This is a genomic window from Methylobacter sp. BlB1 (assembly GCF_015476545.1).
In the GTDB taxonomy this organism is placed as follows: Bacteria; Pseudomonadota; Gammaproteobacteria; order Methylococcales; family Methylomonadaceae; genus Methylobacter.
On record NZ_JADMKV010000041.1, the window covers coordinates 22,112 to 41,266 of the forward strand.

Consider the following 19,155-nt stretch of genomic DNA (forward strand, 5'->3'; position numbering starts at 1 on the left):
TAGGGTCTGTTATCGCTTAACAGACTGAGTCTTTTTTGCTTCGTCTGAAAGGGGGAATTTTTCCAATAATTGCTGCCGGTATTCTTCGGCCGGCTCCTGATTGCCTAGCGCACGCTCAGCCTGCATCGCGTACCATAAGGTTTCAGCCGTATGAGGCGCTACAGCAAGATAGCGCTGCAAATAGCCTTTCGCCGCCCAATACTCGCCTTTTTTATAGCTGAGCTTTTGCATTTCCAGCAATGCCGGCGCATAGGCCGCATTTGCATCCAATGCCTGCCGGAAATACGTTTCGGCTTGTTGCGGCTGCCCCATGCCGACATGGCACCGGCCGAGGTTGGTCAATGCCATCCACGGCCTGTCATTCAGAGGAGTGGAGGATGCCTGGGTCAATAAGGCGGTACCCTCTTCATATTTGCCTCGCTCGCAAAGGAAACGGCCATAATTGTTTTGCGCGCCCAGATCATCGGGCGCCAGTTTCAATCCTGTCTCATAATGATCATTGGCTTCGTCATACAGGTTGATTTTTTCATACAGAAAAGCCAGCGCATTATGCACTTTGACATTATCCGGGTCTTTCTTCAGCGCCACCAGCAGGTTCTCTCTAGCCAACTCCAGCTTGTTCATGCCCATATAGCGCACGCCCAGCTGTAGGTGGACATCAGCAGACTCTTTATTTTTTGCGCTTGCCCCACCCATCCCGGCGCAGGCGGTCAATGCCGACGCTAACAAAACGCTGCTAAAAAACTTAATGGCTTTGCTTGATTCAGGCTGCACGTTCGGAACTCGCAAGTTTGATTTTCAGATGTCTACGACTTTTATCCGCGACTTTCCCAACCAGTTGGCCGCAGGCAGCATCAATATCTTCGCCGCGCGTGCGTCTGACTGTCGTGACAATCCCGGCCTCGTTCAAAAGCATTCTGAAACGGTTGATCGTCTCGTCGCTGGAACACCGATAAGGGGAGTTCGGAAAAGGATTGAACGGTATCAGATTCAGTTTTGATGGTATGTTTTTCAATAATTTAATCAATCCCCGCGCATCCTGCAGCGAGTCATTCACACCTTCCAGCATCACGTATTCAAACGTAATCTTGCGGCGCGGCGCAATCTTGACGTTTTCTCTACAGGCTGCCATCAGCTCTTTGAGCGGGTATTTTTTATTGATGGGAACCAGTTCATCCCTCAGTTCATCGGTCACGGCATGCAGCGATACCGCCAAGCTTACGTCGCAGACTTCGGTCAACCGATACATGGCCGGTACAACGCCGGAAGTGCTGATCGTGACGCGGCGCTTGGACAGCCCGTAGGCGAAATCATCCATCATCAGGTTCATAGCCGCAACGACATTATCAAAGTTCAGCAACGGCTCACCCATGCCCATCATGACGACATTAGTGATGCGGTTATCGAAGCCCAGACGCTTCTGTGCGACAAATAGCTGCCCGATAATTTCTACCGTCGTCAGGTTGCGGTTAAAACCCTGCTGGGCCGTGGAGCAAAACGAGCAGGCCAAAGCGCAGCCGATCTGCGAAGACACACACAGTGTTCCGCGCCCTTCCTCCGGAATGAAGACCGTCTCCACACGGTTGCCGCACTGGGTCTGCATCGCCCACTTGCAGGTACCGTCTGTAGCAACTTGCTCAACTACAATGTCGGGCGCTTCAATGCAGCAGTGTTCGTTTAAATAAGCGCGCAACGGCTTGCTTAAATTGGTCATCAGGTCGAAGTCTTGAACGTCTTCCTGATAAATCCATTTAAGCAGTTGCGTTGCGCGAAAAGGTTTCTCGCCGATCTCGACAAAAAAAGCCGAGAGGCCTTTTCTGTCGAAATCCAGGAGATTGATGCGTCTTTGATTAGCGGGTGCGTGCACAGAGTTCATTGTCTGAGAAAAAGAAAGCGATTTCTCTTTTGGCCGTTTCCAGCGCATCGGAGCCATGCACGGCGTTTTCGTCGATGCTGTTGGCGAAATCGGCACGGATAGTACCAGGTGCTGCTTCTTTAGGATTGGTAGCACCCATCAGTTCGCGATTTTTCAGAACCGCATTTTCACCTTCCAATACCTGCATAATGACCGGGCCTGAAATCATGAAAGCCACCAGGTCTTTGAAAAAGCCGCGCTCTTTGTGTTCAGCATAAAAGCCTTCGGCCTGTTCTTGCGTTAAATGCACCATTTTAGCGGCAACGATTTGTAAGCCATTTTTCTCAAAGCGGCTGTAGATTTCGCCGATAACATTTTTTGCTACAGCGTCAGGTTTGATGATTGAAAAAGTGCGTTCTATCGCCATGTGTTTTAAAACTCCGAATTTAAATAAATAATTAATTAATAAATGCTTATTATAACCGATTGACGGCCGTTCTTGTAGCCACTTAGCCGTTAACGCTAAGGCAAATCGTCGATTTCAGCGGTTTCTTTTTTGACCGACATCAGGTCTTTTCTCGATACGCCCAACCACAGTACGATAGGACTTGCGACCAGCACCGACGAGTAAATGCCGAACACGATACCGATAGTCAACGCCAGCGCAAAATTATGCAGCGCTTCACCGCCGAAGAAAAACATCGCCAATACCATCGTCTGCGTCATAAAGTGCGTAATAATGGTACGAGACATCGTCGTTGTGATGGCGTTATCGATCATGTCGGGAACGCTCGTATCGCGCATCTTGTGGAAATTTTCCCGTACCCGGTCGAATACCACGACCGATTCGTTGACCGAATAGCCTAATATCGCCAATATGCCGGCCAGCACCGGCAGCGTGAATTCCCATTGAAAAAACGCGAACATGCCGAGAATAATCACGATATCGTGCATGTTGGCGATAATAGCCGCCAAGGCGAAACGCCACTCGAAGCGGATAGCCAAATACAACATAATCCCCGCTATGACTAACAGCATAGCCAGTCCGCCGCTTTCAAACAATTCCTGGCCGACTTGCGGCCCAACAAACTCGACGCTACGTAATACGACACTGGAATCCTGCTCTTTCAGTTTTGCCAATATTACTTCGCTCAATTTGGTGTCGTTGGTTTCAGGCATCATCGGCACACGGATTAATACTTCCTTTACACTGCCGAAATTCTGCACCGAAAAATCGGGTATTTTTTGATCTTCCAATACTTTTCGAATCGCTTCGACGTTGGCCGGCTGATTGTAGCCGACTTCGATTTGAAGACCGCCGGTAAAGTCCAAGCCAAAATTAAGTCCCTTAAAGCTTAAGGCCAGTATCGCCAAAATAAAAGTAACTAACGAAATGGTCGTGGTAAGCCGACCATAACGCATAAACGGAATATCGTGTTTAATTTTAAAAAGTTCCATTGAATCCTCAAATACTATCTTCAGATAGCCAATTTATCCAACTTATGCTGCCGACCATAGACGAAATTGACTAACGATCTTGATACAACAACCGCACTGAACATGGAAGTTAAAATCCCAATACACAGCACTAGCGCAAAACCGCGAATGGGGCCAGACCCCAGCGTGAATAACGCGATGCCGGCAATCAAGGTCGTGATGTTGGAATCCAAAATAGTCGCAAAAGCCCGCTCATAACCGGCATAAATCGCGGCTCCGGGCGTCATGCCGAGCCTGAGCTCCTCGCGTATTCGCTCATTGATCAGCACGTTGGCGTCGATGGCCATGCCCACGGTCAGCGCAATGCCGGCCATGCCCGGCAGCGTCAATGTGGCTTGTAGCATGGATAGCACCGCAACCAACAGCAACACGTTCACGCCCAGCGCGACGATGGAAAAAAGACCGAACACGCGGTAATAGACGATCATGAAAAACGCCACCGCCATGAAGCCATAGACATTGGAATTGATACCTTTACCGATATTTTCTTGACCCAAGCTTGGGCCGACGGTACGTTCTTCCACGATGTCAACCGGCGCCGCCAATGCACCCGCTCTTAAAAGAAGCGCCAGATTGCGCGCTTCCTGAGGACTGTCGAGCCCGGTAGTCTGAAAACGTTTGCTGAAGGCATCGCGAATCGTCGCAACACTGATGACTTGTTCAACTTTCTCTTTATGATGAACTTTTTCACCGTTGACCGTTTTGGTATTGACTTTATATTCAATGAAAACCACAGCCATAGGTCTGCCGATATTGGCTTGAGTGACCTTGCCCATCTTCGTGGCGCCGACGCCGTTCAGCGTGATCGATACCATGGGCCGGCCATCCTGATCCATGCCCGATTGAGCATCGACAATCTGGTCCCCGGTGACAATAATGCGGCGATCCAACAGAATAGGCGCGCCGTTCTTGTCGTAATATAAACGGCTGCTTACAGGCACTTGGCCCTGCACAGCCTTTTGCACATCATGTTCGACATCAGCAAGCCGGTATTCCAGTGTCGCTGTAGTACCCAGAATTTCCTTGGCGCGCGCCGTGTCCTGCACACCAGGCAACTGCACGACGATACGGTTTTCGCCCTGCTGCTGTATGACAGGCTCCGCCACGCCAAGCTCGTTGACTCGATTGCGCAATGTAGTCATGTTTTGGCTTACGGCGAATTTTTTAATCTCGCGTATTTCGACTTCAGAGAGCTTCAGCCAAATTTCATCCTGAGCATCGGGCTCGGTCAAATCCAACGCACGAAAATCCTTCTTCAGAAGAGCCAATACGGCAGATTTTTCATCGGCCGATTTAAGCTTGACCTTAATGTAGCCGCTGTCCTTGGAAACTGACTGATAATGCATCTTTGCGCCCCTCAACGCCAAACGGACATCTTCAGTATAGCGCTCCTCGGCCTGCTTGACGGCTGCATCCATATCCACTTCGAGCAAAAAATGTACCCCGCCGCGCAAGTCCAGACCCAAATACATGGCCTTGCCGCCCAAGGATTGCAGCCATTCCGGCGTCCTAGGCGCCAAATTTAGCGCCACCGTATAATTGCTGCCCATTTGCTCTCTGAGCAGATCGGCAGCCTTAAGCTGATCATCGGTATTGTTAAAGCGAATCAGAAAACTGCCATCCTTGTACTCAATCGTTTTTGGAGCAAGTCCGGCGGCTTTGACGGCTGACTCGATCTGGCCAGCCTGTTGCTGATCCAGCTTGACGTCTCGTGTAGATGTCACCTGAACAGAAGGGTCTTCGCCGTATAGATTCGGCAATGTATAAATAAGCCCGATAATGAAGATAATCAGGATTAGTAGATTTTTCCAAAGAGGGAAACGGTTATTCATTATTTTATTCCAACGATTAAACCGCGTCTTAGCTGACTCAGCTTCTTGCCGACAAGCTCTGACACAGGGGCAATAATTAAGCTTTATTAACCTTTTTAGTTACCGCTTTATAAGTTCCTTTCGGCATCAGGCTGGCAATAGCATGGCGCTGGACTTGAATGAAAGTATTATCGCTGATTTCAAGCTTGACGAAATTCTCATCCAGATCAACGACTTTGCCCAGAATTCCGCCTGTAGTCACGACTTCGACGCCTTTATTGAGAGATGCCAGCATCTGCTTTTGTTCTTTGGCTTTTTTGGCTTGCGGGCGCAGAAACAGAAAATAGAAAAACAGCAGGATGGCCAGTGGAAAAATCATGCCTTCCATACCGGGTTGTTGGGCGGCGGGAGCCGCGGCTTCCGCTAAGGCGTCGGAAATAAAGAAACTCATTGTTATCCTCGGTTGTTATTATGTAATTAAAATTCAGCCATTATGCCACAGTCGGCACGGCTTTTCCTCGTTGTTGGTAAAACTGCTTGACAAAAACATCCAGCTCTTGCTTTTCAATCGCATCGCGCAACCCTTGCATCAGGCTCAGGTAATAGTACAGGTTATGAATAGTATTGAGCCTGGAGCCCAGCATTTCTCCGCATCGATCCAAATGTTTCAGATAGGCTCTGGAATAGTTGCGGCAGGTATAGCAGCCACAGGATTCATCCAGGGGATTGGTATCGAATTGATACTGGCTGTTCCTGATTTTTATCACGCCGGTCGATGTGAAAAGATGGCCGTTGCGGGCGTTGCGCGTCGGCATCACGCAGTCGAACATGTCTATGCCGCGCCTGACCGCCTCAACCAGATCCTCCGGCGTACCGACCCCCATCAGATAACGCGGCTTGTCCACCGGCATTTTAGGATGCACGACGTCGAGCGTATTCATCATTTCTTCTTTCGGCTCGCCTACCGACAAGCCGCCGATGGCATAACCGTCAAAGCCAATATCGACCAGACCGTCTATCGACTCCTGGCGCAGATGCTCATACATGCCGCCCTGCACGATGCCAAACAGAGCGGATTCATTATCGCCATGCGCTTGCTTGCTGCGTGCTGCCCAGCGCAAGGACAGGCGCATGGAATCGGCCGCCTCCTGAACGGTCGCCGGGTATGGCGTACATTCGTCAAAAATCATGACGATATCCGACCCGAGATCGCGCTGCACCTGCATCGATTCTTCAGGCCCCATGAAAATCGAACTGCCGTTGATAGGCGATTTAAAAGTGACGCCCTGCTCGGTAATTTTTCTTAATGCGCCGAGACTGAATACCTGGAAGCCGCCGGAATCGGTCAGGATGGGCTTGTCCCACTTCATGAAGTCATGCAGATCGCCATGTATCTTCATGACTTCAGTGCCCGGGCGCAGCATGAGATGAAACGTATTGCCCAGAATGATTTGGGCGCCGACACCGGTCAGGTCTTCCGGCGTCAATGATTTAACGGCGCCATAGGTGCCAACTGGCATGAAAATCGGGGTTTCTACAATGCCGCGGGCAAATTTGAGCTGGCCGCGCCGGGCGTGACCGTCAGTATTGATTAACTTAAATTCCATGGTACTACTTTAACGCATAAAAAGGCCGGAGATTATCCAGCCTTTTGGATCTTTAGTGCAACAGTTGCAACAGTTCCTGCAATAAACTGTTCAACTTACAGACAAAAACAACCGATAGACTGAGCGAACGGCGGACATGTCGATCATTGACAGCCTAAGACTGCTCTGATTCATGCTCGTTCAAATAATTGTTTGAGATTATTAAAAAAATTTACCTTTTACTAAGCGGCTGGGCTAAAATAGCGCGCCTTACAACACATCGATATGATGAATACGCCGGCCCAAAGCTTTTTTCAAACCCTATCCGCCCCGGCGCCAATCCGACCGTAAGCAACCTCAAGTTTTAGATATTTGCAAGACTATTCACAACAGAGTGACGCTCAACTGATCAGGATTTAATGAATTTCAGCGACGTTATGATACCGATAGTGCAAGAAAAACCAACCCTATTTGACAGATTGACTGCCGAGGCAAGCCTCCGCCCGATGGTTGGATTAGTAGCGATTCTAGTGCTACTGCTGCATTTATTGGTCATTGTCTGGCTATTACAGCCGAATGAACCCGACAGCCCGAAAAAACCGCCTAAGGTAATGGAAGTGGCTTTGCTTTCCGCGCCAAGCCCCAAACCCGCAGTCGCGCCCCTTTCTCCGCCAAAACCGGCGCCGCCCAAGCCAAAGCCGGTCGAGCCCAAAAAAATTCAGCCGAAAAAGCCGCCTGTCAAACAATCAGTCAAAAAGAAAACGCCGGAAGTTAGCAAGCCTGTGGCGCTTCCAAAACCACAGCCTATTGTCGAGCAACCGCTCCCGGCTCCGCCATCGTTTTCTGATTCGGCACAAAAAGCGGAAACGCCTGCACCGGCGACTCCCCAGCCGACCATTAATCAGTCGAGCAAGCCTGCTGAGAAGACCGGAGCGGCAAAAGCCGATACCAAAACAGTCGTTTCGGGCATCATGCCGCTCGTGCGCGTTCCGCCTAAGTACCCTACCCGTGCGGCGAATCGGCATATTGAAGGCTGGGTTAAAATCGAATTCACCATCACGACGGAAGGGACTGTATCGGATGCCGTCGTTGTCGAGGCCGAGCCCACCGATATTTTCGACGATGCGGCGATGGATGCCATCAAAAAATGGCAATTTAAAGAAAAACTGGTCAATGGCGTAGCGGTTGCGCAACGCGCGGTGCAAATACTTAAATTTAAATTATCGAAGTGATGGGCTTGAATGTCTTGTATTCATGCAATCCCGTTATTTTTACTTTGAATGACTCAAGAAGGAGAAGATCTTAATGCTTCATCACATATCCCCTACCGTTATTGTCGATGGGACTTTCTATGTTCTATTGACGTTTTCGGTAGCAACCTGGACGCTTATTATCTTTAAATCCTGGCAATTCTGGAAAAACAGCGCCTGGAATCGGCTTTTCAACAGCGCGTTTTGGGCCTCTGCCACACTGGCTGAGGCAGAGGCTTTACCTGCAAGCGCATTCAGGGGACCGCAAGCGCGAATTGCACGCCAAGGCTTGGCTTGGCTGGCCGAGAGTCGACAAGTTTCCGCCAAGAGCCTTAAGTTTCGCGGCACTCCCAGCGAACTGCTGGAACAATCTCTTTTCGTTCAAATGCAGGAAGAGCAACATTTGATGGAAAGCGGTTTGACCTTGCTGGCCAGTATCGGCAGCACGGCGCCGTTCGTTGGCCTGTTCGGAACGGTTTTGGGCATCATGCACGCCATGCACCAAATCACCGAAAGTGGTTCAACAAGCCTCGATGTCGTAGCCGGCCCTATTGGCGATGCCCTTGTCGCCACTGCTATCGGCATTGCCGTCGCCGTACCGGCCGTGCTGGCTTACAACTTTTTCCTGCGCCGCGTCAAACTGCAACGCGCCGGATTGGAAAATTTCGTGACCAGCTTCATGCATGCCGCATTAAGCGCAGATGCTCAAAACAAGGAATAGCAATGGCCTTTAAAACACAATCCGAAAACGAAGATGCCATGAGCGAAATCAACGTCACGCCGCTCGTTGACGTCATGCTGGTTTTGGTGATAATCCTTCTGGTGACAGCGCCCCTACTGACGCAATCGGTGCATGTGGCGCTGCCGAAAACGGCCGAAACCACAGCGAATGTGGAGGAGCAGCCCTTGCAGCTCGGCATTGATACGCAAGGCGGCATAACGCTCAACAAACAGCCTGTTGCGGATCTGGCCGCCCTGGAAACCATTTTGAAGCAAGAGCTGGAGAAAAATCCCCAAGTGGCACTGCATCTTTATGCCGACCAAGGCGTCATTTATGGAAAAGTCGCCGAAGTCATGGCCACCGTACAACATGCGGGGCTAGTCAAAATAGCGTTTGTGACGGTAGAAAAATAATAGCTGCCGCCGCCCCAAGTTAGGGTTAATGCGATATCGGTCTGATAAATGAAACTTCTGAAGCGGGTCTTAAGTCATTTTTTATACAATAACCAATTTTTATAGGTTAAAACTCGGCACTTATGGAATTACTTGCACAGCTATTAGATTTTTTCATCCATCTCAATGCGCATCTCGCCGATATTCTGGCACAGTACGGCACCCTGACCTATGCCATATTATTCCTGATTATTTTTTGTGAAACAGGCTTGGTCGTCATGCCCCTGCTGCCGGGCGATTCGCTGCTGTTTGCCGTTGGCGCTCTGGGAGCCAGCACCGGACAACTCGATATCTATCTTTTGATCGCGCTTTTAATCGTTGCAGCGCTGGCTGGCGATAACCTTAACTATGTCATCGGCAAGTTTTTCGGCACGAAAGTCAAAGCGCGCGAAAAAATTGGCTTTTTTAAACGGGAATATATCGAACAGACCGAAACCTATTATGAAAAACACGGCGGCAGAACCGTGATCATTGCCCGGTTTATACCGATTATTCGAACCGTCGCGCCTTTCGTGGCGGGCGCAGGCAATATGCGTTATCCGCGCTATATCATTTTTTGCATCACTGGCGCCTGTTTATGGGTGGGCGGACTCATTACGCTGGGCTATCAGTTCGGCAATCTTGAACTGGTCAAGAAGAATTTCGAGCTGGTCGTTTTAGGCATTATTGCCGTCTCATTTCTGCCTGTGGCGCATCATGCCTGGCAGGGCATGCGGGCAAAAAATCAATAAAGCGCAGCAACAGGTTCAACAGATATAAAAAAGGCTGGAGAGTATCCAGCCTTTTTTGATTTTAGTGCAGCAATCCCTGCAATAATCCGTTCAGCTTATGAACAAAAGCGGCCGGATCATCCAGCTGTCCACCTTCGCTCAAGATAGCCTGATCGAAGAGGATATGGGCCAGATCGGCAAACCTCGCATCATCCTGTTCTTCTTTTAGGCGCGCTACCAGAGGGTGTGTCGGATTGATCTCGAAGATGGGCTTTTTGCCGAAGCCCATGGATTGGCCGGCTTCTTTCATGATACGTTCCATATTCAGGCTCATGCCGTAAATATCGGAAACCAGACAAGCCGGGGACTCGGTCAGACGGTGGCTTAAGCGCACTTCGCTGACTTTATCAGCCAGTACGTCCTTGATCTGCTTCAATACCGATTCAAAGTCCTTATTGACTTCTTCCTGCTCTTGTTTATCGGCTTCGTCTTCAAGTGTGCCTAAATCCAGCTCGCCTTTGGCGACGGATTGCAAATGCTTGCCGTCGAATTCGCCCAGGTGCGAGACGAGCCATTCATCGATACGGTCGGATAACAGCAGCACTTCTATGCCTTTCTTGCGGAAAATCTCCAGATGCGGGCTGTTTTTGGCCGCCGAGTAGCTGTCCGCCGTGACATAGTAGATTTTTTCCTGACCTTCCTTCATGCGGCTCACATAGTCTTCCAATGTGACCGACTGTTTGCCGCCCTCGGTATACGTCGAGGCGAAACGCAGCAGTTTGGCAATGCGGTCTTTATTGGCATGATCTTCTATTGGACCTTCTTTCATGACAGCGCCGAACTCGGACCAGAACTTCTCATATTTTTCCGGCTCGTTTTTAGCTATGCCTTCCAGCATGCCCAGCACTTTTTTGACGGCGCCTGACTTGATATTGCTGATATTCTTGCTTTGCTGCAGGATTTCGCGTGACACGTTCAGCGGCAACGAGTTGGCGTCAATGATACCGCGGATAAAACGCAGATAACGCGGCATCAACTGTTCAGCGTCATCAGTGATGAAGACTTTGCGAATGTACAGTTTTACGCCGTGCTTGGCTTCTCTATCCCACATATCGAATGGCGCATGCGATGGCACATAGAGCAACAGCGTGTATTCGTTGGAGCCTTCCACCTTGCTGTGAACATAAGCCATCGGATCCTGATAATCGTGGGCGACATGCTTATAAAACTCATTGTAATCGTTTTCGGAAATCTCCTGGCGGGCTTTGGTCCATAAAGCCGAGGCGCTGTTGATAGTCTCTTCTTCAGGCGCAGCAGGCTTTTCTTCCTCGCCTTCCTCACCCATAGAAGGCATAGGCTCTTTGTCCATGACAATAGGCAAGGAAATGTGATCGGAAAACTTTCTGACGATGGATCGGATGCGATAGCCGTCCAGGAATTCGCTTTCCGATTCTTTCAGATGCAAGACGATTTCAGTGCCGCGTTTGGGCTTCTCTACCGACTCAATGGTGTAATCGCCTTCGCCGGCCGACTCCCAACGAACGCCTTCATTAACCGGCGCACCGGCTTTACGCGTAGTCAGCGTCACTTTGTCGGCGACAATAAAAGCTGAATAGAAACCAACGCCGAACTGGCCTATCAGCTCGCTGTCTTTGGCTTGATCGCCTGTTAAGGCTTCAAAAAACTGTTTGGTGCCGGATTTTGCGATTGTGCCGATATGCTCCTGCACTTCCGCACGGGTCATGCCGATGCCGTTATCGATAATCGTGATCGTGCGTTTGTCCTTGTCATATCCAAGGCGGATCTTCAGATCGCTGTCGCTTTCGTACAGGCTGTCATTGGACAATGCCAGGAAACGCAATTTATCCGCCGCATCGGACGCATTTGAAATTAACTCGCGCAAAAAGATTTCCTTGTTGCTGTACAAGGAATGAATCATCAAATGCAGGAGATGCTTAACTTCGGTTTCAAACCCTAGGGTTTCTTTCTTTGCTTCAACAGTCATCTTTATTATTCCTGATAATGAAAAATGGGATGACTGCGAATATTGGGGCGCATTTATTTTTTTCAAGCCCCTGCCGCATGATATTGATGACGATGTGATTTTTGTATTGTAGATAGCCAATGACAGCCGTCTGGACGATGCCAGGTTCAGACTGTATCAGCCATAACCGGGGTTGATGCAAATACCAGGCAGATAGTCCGCAGCGTTTCCCACGCGTCGCCTTTCTGCTGACCTTTAATTTGCCGGTCGGCCTTGGCGCTTAACAGCAATACGCTATTCAAATCCTGCTCGCTAAGTCTGTTCAACGCATGGCTGACCAGCTGTTTACGCTTATCCCAGATCTGATTGTTTTTAAATACCAGCTCTCTGTTTTGTCCCTGGGCTATCGCTCTTTTCATCTTGATCAATGTTCTGGCTTCGCGCGTGAGAGCCCATAAGATCACCGGCGCTGCAATGCCTTCCGCCTGCAAGCCTGATAGCACTTTGAAAATGCGCTTCATGCTGGCTCCCAGCACGCAATCGATCAACTTGAACACATCGTATCGGGAACTGTCGGCTACGACATCGAGAATCTGCTGATCGCTCAAATGCCCAGGACCATACAGTACATAGAGTTTTTCTATTTCCTGAGCAGCGGCAAGCAGGTTGCCTTCAACCCTGGACGCGAGTATTTTCAGCCCTTCCGGATCAGTACTGAGTCCGCGCCGCTGCATTCTTTGCTGCAACCACCGGATTAAATCCTGTCCGTCCAGGGGCCAGACCTGAATGACTGCCCCGGCCTTTTCCAGAGCCTGTAACCAGCGCGTCTTTAATGCGGCACTGGCCAGCTTGCCGGCCGTAATGAGCAAAACCGTATCGGCCGGCAAGCGTTCGCAATAAGCGGTCAGCGCTTTCGAGCCTTCTGTTCCCGGAGCGCCGGAAGGCAACCTTAAATCGATGATTTTCTTATCTGAAAAAATGGAGTATGAATCGGCAGCCGCCGTCAAATCATTCCATTCAAACCCTGTTTCGACTGAAAAGACCTCGCGCGTCAAAAAGCCAGCCTGTCTTGCGGCTTCTCTGACGGCATCGGCCAGTTCACCAAGTTGTAACGGCTCGTCGCCGCTAATAAAGTAAACAGGCGCCAAACCCTTTTGAAGCTCGGCCCCTAACTGCTCGGGTTTTAAACGCATGTTATTTGGCGTTCGCCTCCAATACAACCCGCGCACGGTCGACTATCGTACGCACGGCCTGTTGATACATTTCATTACGGATCACGGCTTCTTCATTATCCTTAGCCATAATATCCTGCTGATCATTGAAATAGTCACGCCTTATCTCGACTGGCTGCCTCTTCATCAGCACGGACTTGCCTGAACCTAGCACTTCATATTCCAACCGGTAAAGCAATTCAAATTCTTCAGCCTTACCTTTGGCATCCAACGACAATGCCCTCCGATTAAGATCCTCGCCGAATATCCTGATGGTCATGCCGGCTCCTTCCGGTGAGTTGGTAAGCTTGCCAGCAGAGGATTTCAATGTGCGCTTGAATTGTTCCCGTAACGGCTCTGAACCGCCATCCAGATAAACATTTCTCATGCCCGATGGCAAATCAAGCGCACCGCGCAAATGGTAACCGCACGCGCTCAATAACAAGGCCATAATGAAGATGGCCGATTTTTTCATCAATAAATACATCTCTTAAACTACAATATTAACCAGCTTTTTAGGCACGACAATGACCTTTTTGACCGGTTTGTCTTCTATAAAACGCTTAACATTTTCATCAGCCAGCGCCATGGCTTCCATTTCCTCTTTAGAAGCGCTGGTTGAAACGGAAATTTTACTGCGCAATTTACCGTTTACCTGGATCACCAGCTCTAACGAATCCAGTTCCAGAGCGGTTACATCGACTTCAGGCCATAATTCACTGACAACCGCCTGCTGATGCCCTAAATCCAGCCACAACTGATGACAGATATGCGGCACGATCGGCGATAACATTAATACGATCGCTTCCAATGCTTCCTGGCGAACCGCCTTGCCATTTTCGGACTCATCATTGAATCTGGACAGTGCATTAACCAGCTCCATATTGGCGGCAATGGCTGTGTTAAAGGTATAGCGTCTGCCAAGATCATCCGTCACTTTTTGAATGGTCTGATGTAACTGGCGACGGATAGCCTGCTGATCTTCGGTCAATACCTGCTTGTCCACTTTTTGGGTCGAGCCGCCGGCATTGATATGCAAATAAGCCTGTTTCCAGAGCCGTTTAAGGAACCGGAAAGCACCCTCGACACCGCTGTCGGACCATTCCAGCGATTGCTCGGGAGGTGCTGCGAACATAATGAACAAGCGCACCGTATCGGCGCCGTATTGATCAATCAAGGCTTGCGGATCGACTGTGTTGCCTTTGGATTTGGACATTTTACTGCCGTCCTTCAGCACCATGCCTTGCGTCAACAGTTTTTTGAAGGGTTCATCACAAACCAGCAGACCTTCATCGCGGAGCAGCTTGGTATAAAAACGCGCGTATAACAGATGCAAAATCGCATGTTCGATACCGCCGATATATTGGTCGACCGGCAGCCAGTATTTGGCATTTTCATCAAGCATGCTGTTGGCACTGCCGCTGCTGGCAAAGCGGGCAAAATACCATGAGGATTCCATAAACGTATCGAAAGTATCAGTTTCGCGGCGCGCTTCTTTTCCGCAAGTCGGGCAATTCACATGGGAGAATGTCGGATGCGCTACCAAAGGTGATTGCGAACCATCCAACACTACATCACGCGGTAATTCCACTGGCAGATCCTGCTCAGGAACTGGCACCGTACCGCAATCATCGCAATAGATGACGGGGATCGGCGCACCCCAGTAACGTTGACGAGAGACCCCCCAATCGCGCAGGCGGAAATTGGTTTTACGCTGTCCTTTGCCAGCTTTTTCCAGTGTTTCTGAAATCGCAATAAAGGCCTGCTCCGATGTCAAGCCGTCGAACTCGCCCGAGTTGCGCAAGACGCCTTTAGCGGTATAAGCCTGTTCTGAACAATCATCATTTTCACCGTCTTTGGCAAAAATCACCTGTTTAATCGCAATGCCGTATTTTCTGGCAAACTCAAAATCGCGCTGATCATGCGCAGGCACAGACATGACCGCTCCGGTGCCGTACCCCATCAGCACAAAGTTGGCAATCCAGACCGGAACCTGCTCGCCGGTTATCGGATGGATGGCTTTGATACCTGAATCCACACCGCGCTTCTCCATGGTCTCCATGGCGGCTTCGGACGTTTCCATAACTTTGCACTCGTTAATGAATGCCATGAGCTCAGACTTGTTTTCGGCAGCTTTCTGCGCCAACGGATGCTCGGCCGCGACAGCCAGATAGGTAACGCCCATCAGGGTATCAGGCCGGGTCGTATAAATTCTTAAAGGCTGCTCCATACCTGCCACCTGAAAATCCATTTCCACACCTTCGGAACGGCCGATCCAATTAGCCTGCATGGTTTTGACTTGTTCCGGCCAGCCATCCAATGTTTCCAAAGATTGCAGTAATTCATCGGCATAGTCCGTGATCTTCAAGAACCACTGTGCGATTTCTTTTCTTTCCACCGGAGTATCGCAACGCCAGCAACAACCGTCGATGACCTGTTCGTTGGCCAGCACGGTCATATCATGCGGACACCAGTTGACCGGTGCGGTTTTTTTATAAACCAGGCCCTTTTCCAGCAACTTAATGAAGAACCATTGTTCCCAACGATAATAAGACGGATCACAAGTCGCTATCTCCCGGTTCCAATCATAGCCGAAGCCCAATCGCTTAAGCTGATCGCGCATGTAATCGATATTGTCATACGTCCAGTCGGCGGGATGAACGCCATGCTTCATGGCCGCATTTTCCGCTGGTAGACCGAATGCGTCCCAGCCCATTGGCTGCATGACATTCTTGCCCAGCATGCGTTGATAACGGCTGATCACATCGCCAATCGTATAGTTACGAACATGCCCCATGTGGAGCTTGCCGCTGGGATAGGGGAACATGGATAAGCAATAATACTTTTCCTGAGCCGAAGACTCCGACACGTTGAACACACCCGACTCTTCCCAGGCCTTTTGTACCTCTTGCTCAATAACTAACGGCTTATAATTTTCTTGCATCCTTCTCGTCTTTTACCAGTCAAAAGCGTTAGAATACCGCACAGAAGCTTAAATCTAAAGCGCCTTTTTCAGGAGTTGAACCATGAATAAAAATAAATTTATCGCCGCCTATAACGAATTCATGAAGCATTTGCATGAAACCATGGATGAGACCATCCATTCTTTAGCAGATGCATTGGAAATTTCGAAAGAAAAAACCAGAAAATCCACCGATTTGACCAAAGATGAAATCGATCAAGTATCGGATTATGTGAAACGCGATATTGAACATGCCGCGCATGGCCTATCCGAAACAAAAGACACCGAATCACTCTCGGAGTGGTTTAAATTTGATATTGAGCTGATTGAAAACTTCGCGTTGGATGCTTTTTTAAGCCTTGCCGATAAAACCCGTCTTGAACTTGCAAAATTAGGACAATTGGCGGAGCTAAATACTTATCACACCGGCAATATCACTGGCCCTGGAACGTTTGTTTGCGATCAATGCGATAAGCAAATTGCCTTTAAATCGACCAGCGAAATTCCCGAATGCCCGGCCTGTCACGGTAAAACCTTTGTCCGCCTTTGATATTGCCAGTCTAGGCTTTATAATGTGAGTTTTATCTATTTGATTCCATGAGGAATAACAACATGCGCAGGGTCATTTTCAACCAGAAGGGCGGTGTCGGCAAATCTACGATTACCTGCAATTTAGCCGCCATCAGTGCCGTGGAAGGCAAACGCACTTTAGTGATCGATCTGGACGTTCAAGGCAACTCCACCCAATACTTGCTCGGCAAGAAAGTTAGTGACAGCGATAAAACTATTGCCCACTTTTTTAAAGACAGCTTAAGTCTTGGCCTGTTCGGAGGCAACAATTCCGGACTTGAAAATGTTATCCATGAAACACCCTTTCCTGATCTATTCGTTATTCCTTCACATCCTGATCTTGAGCCCTTGCAAGCTCGTTTGGAATCGCGCTATAAAATTTTTAAATTGAAAGAAGCACTAGAAAAATTGCAGGGCTTTGACGCTATCTATATGGATACGCCTCCCATCCTTAACTTTTACAGTCAATCAGCTTTAATCGCTGCAGATAAGTGCCTGATTCCTTTTGATTGTGATACATTTGCTCGAGAAGCTCTCTATTTACTGATGCAGGCTTTAAGAGAAGTTAAAGCCGACCATAACCAAGATCTTGAAATTGAAGGTATTGTCGTCAACCAATTCCAAAAACAGGCCAATTTGCCTCGTCAATTAGTTGATCAGCTTGTCGAAGAAGGATTACCTGTACTGGCGGCAATGATTTCGCCTTCGATTAAAGTCAGAGAATCGCATGCAGAAGCCCGACCATTGATTCATTATGCGCCTAATCATAAATTGACCGAAGAATTCAAAGCATTACACGCAGAAATTCACAGCAACTAAATCTTTTTGCTCAGGGGTTGCCCCCGTTTGTTACTCCTGAGTATTTTCAATAACGAGGACTATGTTTACGTGTCATAACAGGTCTTCCAGCGACCTTCTGGCAAGTATTGCCGTACACAATCAAGGCCAAAAGCAAAATCCCTATTACACTTATAATCACCTTATCTCCGAGTCTAGCATAGGGCGTCATTCCTCCCATAGGAATTATAGTTCCACTGATCGCCGTTGTTTCAAACAAAGGCGCTTGATTGATAATCTTTCCTTGAGGCGACACAATTGCAGTTATTCCCGTGTTTGTTGCCCGCAACAAAAAACGTCCCGTTTCCATTGCCCGCATTCTTGCAATCTGCATATGCTGATGAGGCTCCAATGAGTCTCCAAACCAGGCATCGTTAGTCACATTAACTAGATAAGCTGCTTCCGGCAAGCCTCGAATATTCACATCACTAAAGGCATCCTCATAACAAATTGAAGTTATAAACGTATAGCCTCCTGCTTTTAATAATGGCTGATCTGTTCTTCCTGGTAAAAAATGAGCTAATGGAATATCCAATATGCTTAACATAAACCCTGACAAGGGCTGTAATGGCAAATACTCTCCGAACGGCAATAAATGACTTTTTCGATAAATACCATCGTTTTTGCCCAAAGTTATAGCCGCATTATACTTTTCATGTCGTAAATTTTCTTTTATGGGGATACTGATAATCAAGTCAGTACCATTCTTTGCCGCTTCCATTCTTAGTGGCAATAAAAAAGACTCATTAACTTCGGATAGAAAAGCAGGTACTGCGGTTTCTGGCCAAACAATGACATCCGAATCCCAGTGTTCTTCCGTCATAGTTTTATATTTTTGCAGAATGCGATTTCTATTCTCTAATTTCCATTTTTGATCTTGAGAGATATTACCTTGAATTAAAGAAGCCTTGATAGGATTGCCTACATCTTGGGTCCATTTTACAGCCTGCAGCCAACTGCCCATGCTCCATAACACAGCAATAATAGCGGTTAATATCACAAGATGTTTTTTATAAAACATCAGAATTACAAAAGAGGATGCAGTAAATGCTAATAAAAAACTGGTGCCATATCCCCCTACAATAGGGATATAACCTGCTAAAGGAGCTTCCAATTGAGAATATGCAACTTGCAACCATGGAAATCCATTAAGCACCAGATATCCTCGTACATATTCTATGAGTACCCAAATAAAAGGAATTGCCAAAAGTTGCAAAAGATTAACATTTGGCGGCATTAACTTTACTGAGAGATATCCACATAATGCCGGGAATAATGCCCAAACAATAATAAATAAGCTCGTAAGTATAATCGAGCTCAGCAAGCCAGCCCCCCCAAAGTCATGAATACTAATATAGACCCATGATACGCCTAAACCAAATAAGCCTAAGCCAAATAAATAGCCTCTTAGCAGTGCCCGTCCGGGTGATACATTTTGCCAGGACGCAAACAGAAAAATCAGTGACAGGAGAGCTAAATAAATATAGTTAAACGGGGCAAATGATAAAGCCAGTAAAATACCGGCAACCGGCGCACCTAAGTCCCAATATTTACTGTTTGAAAAGTACATAAAACAAATACTGATTTGAATAATAGATCAATCAGAATAAGCCAATCTGACTTTTTTTTAAATAACCATTTAGAGCAAGCTATCAAATTGATCCAGGGCAAGGGGCCCGGCGGGCCGTGCAGCTGCTGGCAGCGGCTCT

General features: G+C 48.4%; 18 protein-coding genes. 6 read left to right on the forward strand and 12 right to left on the reverse strand.

Translation table 11 applies throughout. The features are described 5' to 3' along the window. Positions 1 to 9: 9 nt before the first annotated feature. The 7 genes from pilW to tgt all read right to left on the reverse strand — a co-directional run bounded on the left by pilW (position 10) and on the right by tgt (position 6,770). Positions 10 to 774, reverse strand: a complete 765-nt coding sequence (gene pilW / locus IT781_RS14845) for a type IV pilus biogenesis/stability protein PilW (RefSeq protein WP_194970955.1) — start codon at positions 772 to 774, stop codon at positions 10 to 12. Further along, positions 764 to 1,876, reverse strand: coding sequence for a 23S rRNA (adenine(2503)-C(2))-methyltransferase RlmN (gene rlmN, locus IT781_RS14850; protein ID WP_194970956.1), 1,113 nt, complete (start codon positions 1,874 to 1,876; stop codon positions 764 to 766). The genes pilW and rlmN overlap by 11 nt, the downstream gene beginning before the upstream one ends. Further along, positions 1,851 to 2,282, reverse strand: coding sequence for a nucleoside-diphosphate kinase (gene ndk / locus IT781_RS14855; protein WP_194970957.1), 432 nt, complete (start codon positions 2,280 to 2,282; stop codon positions 1,851 to 1,853). Before ndk ends, rlmN begins: the two co-directional genes overlap by 26 nt. A 95-nt stretch (positions 2,283 to 2,377) precedes the next feature. Then, a complete protein-coding gene (gene secF / locus IT781_RS14860; protein WP_194970958.1) occupies positions 2,378 to 3,313 on the reverse strand; it encodes a protein translocase subunit SecF in 936 nt (311 codons plus the stop codon). Between the two features lie 20 nt (positions 3,314 to 3,333). Then, a complete protein-coding gene (gene secD / locus IT781_RS14865) occupies positions 3,334 to 5,184 on the reverse strand; it encodes a protein translocase subunit SecD (RefSeq protein ID WP_194970959.1) in 1,851 nt (616 codons plus the stop codon). A gap of 76 nt (positions 5,185 to 5,260) precedes the next feature. Continuing rightward, complete coding sequence (gene yajC / locus IT781_RS14870; protein WP_194970960.1) at positions 5,261 to 5,614, reverse strand: preprotein translocase subunit YajC; 354 nt, start codon at positions 5,612 to 5,614, stop codon at positions 5,261 to 5,263. 40 nt (positions 5,615 to 5,654) lie between these two features. Then, complete coding sequence (gene tgt / locus IT781_RS14875; RefSeq protein WP_194970961.1) at positions 5,655 to 6,770, reverse strand: tRNA guanosine(34) transglycosylase Tgt; 1,116 nt, start codon at positions 6,768 to 6,770, stop codon at positions 5,655 to 5,657. Positions 6,771 to 7,198: 428 nt separating this feature from the next. Between tgt and IT781_RS14880 the strand changes: the two genes are divergently transcribed. From IT781_RS14880 to IT781_RS14895, 4 genes are all read left to right on the forward strand, one after another. Beyond that, the gene (locus tag IT781_RS14880) at positions 7,199 to 7,981 is read left to right on the forward strand and encodes a TonB family protein (RefSeq protein WP_370527018.1); all 783 of its coding nucleotides are present in this window, start codon (positions 7,199 to 7,201) and stop codon (positions 7,979 to 7,981) included. A gap of 73 nt (positions 7,982 to 8,054) precedes the next feature. Next, positions 8,055 to 8,720, forward strand: a complete 666-nt coding sequence (locus IT781_RS14885) for a MotA/TolQ/ExbB proton channel family protein (RefSeq protein WP_194970962.1) — start codon at positions 8,055 to 8,057, stop codon at positions 8,718 to 8,720. A gap of 2 nt (positions 8,721 to 8,722) precedes the next feature. Next, positions 8,723 to 9,133 (forward strand): biopolymer transporter ExbD, encoded by a 411-nt coding sequence (locus IT781_RS14890; RefSeq protein ID WP_194970963.1) that lies wholly within the window; start codon positions 8,723 to 8,725, stop codon positions 9,131 to 9,133. Between the two features lie 122 nt (positions 9,134 to 9,255). Beyond that, positions 9,256 to 9,903 carry a DedA family protein gene (locus IT781_RS14895; protein WP_194970964.1) on the forward strand — a complete coding sequence of 216 codons (648 nt, stop codon included), beginning with the start codon at positions 9,256 to 9,258 and terminating at the stop codon, positions 9,901 to 9,903. Positions 9,904 to 9,964: 61 nt separating this feature from the next. Here the strand turns inward: IT781_RS14895 and htpG are convergent, their stop codons facing one another. The 4 genes from htpG to leuS all read right to left on the reverse strand — a co-directional run bounded on the left by htpG (position 9,965) and on the right by leuS (position 16,021). Beyond that, a complete protein-coding gene (htpG, locus tag IT781_RS14900; RefSeq protein ID WP_194970965.1) occupies positions 9,965 to 11,887 on the reverse strand; it encodes a molecular chaperone HtpG in 1,923 nt (640 codons plus the stop codon). Between the two features lie 146 nt (positions 11,888 to 12,033). Then, on the reverse strand, positions 12,034 to 13,059 hold the full coding sequence (gene holA / locus IT781_RS14905) for a DNA polymerase III subunit delta (protein ID WP_194970966.1): 1,026 nt from the start codon (positions 13,057 to 13,059) through the stop codon (positions 12,034 to 12,036). Position 13,060: 1 nt separating this feature from the next. Further along, complete coding sequence (gene lptE, locus IT781_RS14910) at positions 13,061 to 13,552, reverse strand: LPS assembly lipoprotein LptE (RefSeq protein ID WP_228779178.1); 492 nt, start codon at positions 13,550 to 13,552, stop codon at positions 13,061 to 13,063. Between the two features lie 15 nt (positions 13,553 to 13,567). Next, positions 13,568 to 16,021 (reverse strand): leucine--tRNA ligase, encoded by a 2,454-nt coding sequence (gene leuS, locus IT781_RS14915; RefSeq protein ID WP_194970968.1) that lies wholly within the window; start codon positions 16,019 to 16,021, stop codon positions 13,568 to 13,570. An 82-nt stretch (positions 16,022 to 16,103) separates the two neighbouring features. On the opposite strand from leuS, the gene IT781_RS14920 reads away from it, so the two are divergent. Continuing rightward, entirely contained in the window at positions 16,104 to 16,589 is a 486-nt protein-coding gene (locus IT781_RS14920; RefSeq protein WP_194970969.1) for a zinc ribbon-containing protein, read from the forward strand. Between the two features lie 62 nt (positions 16,590 to 16,651). Continuing rightward, a complete protein-coding gene (locus IT781_RS14925; RefSeq protein WP_194970970.1) occupies positions 16,652 to 17,428 on the forward strand; it encodes a ParA family protein in 777 nt (258 codons plus the stop codon). 46 nt (positions 17,429 to 17,474) lie between these two features. Here IT781_RS14925 and lnt read toward each other — a convergent pair whose 3' ends face one another. Further along, on the reverse strand, positions 17,475 to 19,016 hold the full coding sequence (lnt, locus tag IT781_RS14930) for an apolipoprotein N-acyltransferase (protein WP_194970971.1): 1,542 nt from the start codon (positions 19,014 to 19,016) through the stop codon (positions 17,475 to 17,477). Positions 19,017 to 19,155: the final 139 nt, after the last annotated feature.

Bases quoted from the DNA above. Each gene is read 5' to 3' on its own strand.
- IT781_RS14920 (WP_194970969.1), top strand. From the start codon at position 16,104: ATGAATAAAAATAAATTTATCGCCGCCTATAACGAATTCATGAAGCAT.
- holA (WP_194970966.1), bottom strand. From the start codon at position 13,059: ATGCGTTTAAAACCCGAGCAGTTAGGGGCCGAGCTTCAAAAGGGTTTG.
- lnt (WP_194970971.1), bottom strand. From the start codon at position 19,016: ATGTACTTTTCAAACAGTAAATATTGGGACTTAGGTGCGCCGGTTGCC.
- lptE (WP_228779178.1), bottom strand. From the start codon at position 13,552: ATGAAAAAATCGGCCATCTTCATTATGGCCTTGTTATTGAGCGCGTGC.
- IT781_RS14890 (WP_194970963.1), top strand. From the start codon at position 8,723: ATGGCCTTTAAAACACAATCCGAAAACGAAGATGCCATGAGCGAAATC.
- leuS (WP_194970968.1), bottom strand. From the start codon at position 16,021: ATGCAAGAAAATTATAAGCCGTTAGTTATTGAGCAAGAGGTACAAAAG.
- secF (WP_194970958.1), bottom strand. From the start codon at position 3,313: ATGGAACTTTTTAAAATTAAACACGATATTCCGTTTATGCGTTATGGT.
- htpG (WP_194970965.1), bottom strand. From the start codon at position 11,887: ATGACTGTTGAAGCAAAGAAAGAAACCCTAGGGTTTGAAACCGAAGTT.
- IT781_RS14885 (WP_194970962.1), top strand. From the start codon at position 8,055: ATGCTTCATCACATATCCCCTACCGTTATTGTCGATGGGACTTTCTAT.
- tgt (WP_194970961.1), bottom strand. From the start codon at position 6,770: ATGGAATTTAAGTTAATCAATACTGACGGTCACGCCCGGCGCGGCCAG.
- ndk (WP_194970957.1), bottom strand. From the start codon at position 2,282: ATGGCGATAGAACGCACTTTTTCAATCATCAAACCTGACGCTGTAGCA.
- IT781_RS14925 (WP_194970970.1), top strand. From the start codon at position 16,652: ATGCGCAGGGTCATTTTCAACCAGAAGGGCGGTGTCGGCAAATCTACG.
- secD (WP_194970959.1), bottom strand. From the start codon at position 5,184: ATGAATAACCGTTTCCCTCTTTGGAAAAATCTACTAATCCTGATTATC.
- IT781_RS14895 (WP_194970964.1), top strand. From the start codon at position 9,256: ATGGAATTACTTGCACAGCTATTAGATTTTTTCATCCATCTCAATGCG.
- rlmN (WP_194970956.1), bottom strand. From the start codon at position 1,876: ATGAACTCTGTGCACGCACCCGCTAATCAAAGACGCATCAATCTCCTG.
- yajC (WP_194970960.1), bottom strand. From the start codon at position 5,614: ATGAGTTTCTTTATTTCCGACGCCTTAGCGGAAGCCGCGGCTCCCGCC.